This is a genomic window from Caldalkalibacillus salinus (genome assembly GCF_016745835.1).
Taxonomy (GTDB): domain Bacteria; phylum Bacillota; class Bacilli; order Caldalkalibacillales; family JCM-10596; genus Caldalkalibacillus_A; species Caldalkalibacillus_A salinus.
This window is the reverse complement of record NZ_JAERVL010000044.1, coordinates 1-2,655: the sequence shown is the minus strand read 5'-3', so window position 1 is coordinate 2,655 and position 2,655 is coordinate 1. Positions and strand designations below refer to the sequence as shown.

Here is a 2,655-nt window from a genome sequence, read left to right as displayed (position 1 = left end):
CACGGAGGCGAAGCCGAACGATGCGAGACCTATGCCCTATGAGTACATATCGAACACGACCGTTAAGCCTGTCGAGTGATGGCGTGACTAGGAGCTTTAGCTCCGTAGCACGACCTGATGCCCGGAGGGGTACGCCAATGGTACTTGGGGTTTGATGAGGATTTACTCTGATGTATTAAAAATAAAAAAATTCCTTTGCCATAGCCAACCTACAGGTGGTAGGATTGATGAGGAATAACGCGTTTTAATCATTTTGATGAAAAGTTATCTTAAAAAAACTTTAAAATATCGCACATTAAGGAGGTGCCTTTCCCATGGTCATGATTTTAATCATATTAATCATTAACATTGTTTACGTTTCATTCTTTACAATTAGAATGATTCTCACATTAAAGGGTCAAAAGTATCTTGCTGCATTTATAAGCTCCATAGAAGTTATGATATATGTTATTGGTCTTGGTTTAGTGTTAGAAAATCTCAATGAAATACAGAACTTAATCGCATATGCAGTGGGATACTCATTAGGTGTATTGGCTGGGATGAAGATAGAAGAAATGTTAGCCCTTGGATATGTTACTGTAAAGGTCATTACAAACAAGTATGAATTAAGTATACCCGAGATAATAAGAGAACAAGGGTATGGCGTTACTTCATGGGATGGGGAAGGGCGAGACGGGAGAAGGCTAATGATGGAAATTCTGGCGAGAAGAAAATCTCAAGAAGAGCTCTATAACCTCATTATTGCATATGACCCAAAAGCTTTTATTATTTCTCATGAACCACGCCACTTCCACGGTGGATTCTGGGTTAAAGGTCTGAAGAATCAAGCTGAAAAACAGGGAGAGGAATACAATATTGTACACGAAGAGAACCTCCCAGGAGTCTCAGAAGAGTCCGTACAGGAAACAATTGATCAGTACGATCTTGAAGTTGAAGAAGGCCATCATGAGCTATTTAATGATCAGACAGGTAACAACAATACGAATAAAAAGTCGTGAGCCATATTGGCTTTCACGACTTTTTTTCTTGCCTATTATCGGCTGATTTGGCTCTTTGGTAGGCTTCAAAGTCATCCTGGTCAGCTTCTTCCATAGAAAATTCTACATCTTCAGCTTTACCGATTGGTGGTTTGTTTCTGTTTTTGTCTTTTTTATCAGGCATAAATTCAACCTCCTAAATTTATATATTAAAGTTTACATTTTTGTCACAAACTATTCGTGTGTTGAGCGTCTGAGTTTAGATTTATTAAAGGAAATAGTATAATACGTGATGAATCATACTGTAAGGGTATGAGATGAAGATTTTATGGAGGTGCAAGATAACATGGAAATGTCAAGAAAGGCTATTCCTTATACGCCGAACGACAAAACATTAAGTGAAATGACAATAGCTATTGTTTCAACAGCTGGTGCTCACTTAAAAGATCAAGAGCCATTTAATACAGATGGTGACGAGACATATCGTGTGATTCCAGAGGATGCTAGCACAGAGGACTTTACAGTAACTCACGGTGCGCCTAAAGAGCACTATAATACGGATGAACCTAAAAAGGACGTTAACACGATATTCCCTCTAGATCGTTTACGTGAACTAGTAGACGAAGGTTATATTGGCGCTGTTAACAACAAACATATCTCTATGATGGGGTATGCCATGCGTTTAAAGAAAATAAATGAAGAAACAATTCCACAAATTGCTAAAGAGATTACAAAATCTAAAGCAGATGCGGTTCTTCTAACAGCTGGCTGACCGCTTTGTCATCGTACCGTGGTCGCGGTACAGCGTGCAATTGAGGCTCAAGGCCTTCCAACAGTTCTTATCACACTAGACAAGGAGCAGTCAGGTCTTATGAGACCTCCGAGAGCCATTCATCCTGTAGGGTTTGATTTTGGACATTCACTAGGTAAGCCTAGTGATAAAGAGACACAAAAAATAGTACTAAGAGAAGCTCTAAGTCAACTTACTCTTAAACAAGAACCTGGTCAATTAAAAGACAAGCAATTTCCTTCGTATTAGGGGTTGACCAACGTTTTAAAACAAGTTAGAATGATTAAGGCAATCCGATAAGGGGTTGCCTTTAGTCTGACTTGAGCTTAACAGCGAACCACAGGAGATCATACGGTCAAGTTCGTAAATTCATCAGACTAAAATAAAAAAGTTATAAAAAACAGTTGACTTAAATTGAACGATATGATATATTATTACTTGTCGCCGCTGATAAACGATCTACTTGTTCCGCAGTAGCTCAGTGGTAGAGCAATCGGCTGTTAACCGATCGGTCGTAGGTTCGAGTCCTACCTGCGGAGCCATTGGAGAGGTGTCCGAGTTGGCCGAAGGAGCACGATTGGAAATCGTGTAGGCGGGGTAAACCCGTCTCGAGGGTTCGAATCCCTCTCTCTCCGCCATAAGATATTATTCATAGTATGGCCCGTTGGTCAAGTGGTTAAGACACCGCCCTTTCACGGCGGTAACAGGGGTTCGAATCCCCTACGGGTCACCATTTTTAAAAACAAACAAAGGTGATTCTCACCCAAGGGTTCCCCCGTCACACAGTTGATTTAACTGTAAGTATCGGGAGTAGCTAAAGCATCGGAATTCCCCACGGGTCACCATATCGGAGGGTTAGCTCAGCTGGGAGAGCACCTGCCTTACAAG

4 protein-coding genes and 3 tRNA genes are annotated in these 2,655 nt (G+C 40.8%); 6 read left to right on the top strand and 1 reads right to left on the bottom strand.

Annotated elements, in window-relative coordinates:
- Positions 1 to 314: 314 nt before the first annotated feature.
- Positions 315 to 998, top strand: coding sequence for a DUF2179 domain-containing protein (locus JKM87_RS17555; RefSeq protein WP_202081754.1), 684 nt, complete (start codon positions 315 to 317; stop codon positions 996 to 998).
- Between the two features lie 13 nt (positions 999 to 1,011).
- Here JKM87_RS17555 and JKM87_RS17550 read toward each other — a convergent pair whose 3' ends face one another.
- Positions 1,012 to 1,161, bottom strand: a complete 150-nt coding sequence (locus JKM87_RS17550) for a YfhD family protein (RefSeq protein ID WP_202081752.1) — start codon at positions 1,159 to 1,161, stop codon at positions 1,012 to 1,014.
- A 162-nt stretch (positions 1,162 to 1,323) separates the two neighbouring features.
- On the opposite strand from JKM87_RS17550, the gene JKM87_RS17545 reads away from it, so the two are divergent.
- The 5 genes from JKM87_RS17545 (at position 1,324) to JKM87_RS17525 (ending at position 2,500) form a co-directional block, all read left to right on the top strand.
- On the top strand, positions 1,324 to 1,749 hold the full coding sequence (locus JKM87_RS17545; protein WP_202081750.1) for a glycine/sarcosine/betaine reductase selenoprotein B family protein: 426 nt from the start codon (positions 1,324 to 1,326) through the stop codon (positions 1,747 to 1,749).
- A gap of 99 nt (positions 1,750 to 1,848) precedes the next feature.
- Complete coding sequence (locus tag JKM87_RS17540; protein ID WP_236838938.1) at positions 1,849 to 2,016, top strand: hypothetical protein; 168 nt, start codon at positions 1,849 to 1,851, stop codon at positions 2,014 to 2,016.
- 218 nt (positions 2,017 to 2,234) lie between these two features.
- A tRNA-Asn gene (locus JKM87_RS17535) sits at positions 2,235 to 2,309 on the top strand.
- A gap of 2 nt (positions 2,310 to 2,311) precedes the next feature.
- Positions 2,312 to 2,405: transfer RNA gene (locus tag JKM87_RS17530), tRNA-Ser, on the top strand.
- Between the two features lie 20 nt (positions 2,406 to 2,425).
- A tRNA-Glu gene (locus JKM87_RS17525) sits at positions 2,426 to 2,500 on the top strand.
- The last annotated feature ends 155 nt before the right edge of the window (positions 2,501 to 2,655 follow it).

Excerpts from the sequence above, each read along its gene's own strand:
- JKM87_RS17555 (WP_202081754.1), top strand. The coding sequence starts at position 315 with ATGGTCATGATTTTAATCATATTAATCATTAACATTGTTTACGTTTCA.
- JKM87_RS17550 (WP_202081752.1), bottom strand. The coding sequence starts at position 1,161 with ATGCCTGATAAAAAAGACAAAAACAGAAACAAACCACCAATCGGTAAA.
- JKM87_RS17545 (WP_202081750.1), top strand. The coding sequence starts at position 1,324 with ATGGAAATGTCAAGAAAGGCTATTCCTTATACGCCGAACGACAAAACA.
- JKM87_RS17540 (WP_236838938.1), top strand. The coding sequence starts at position 1,849 with ATGAGACCTCCGAGAGCCATTCATCCTGTAGGGTTTGATTTTGGACAT.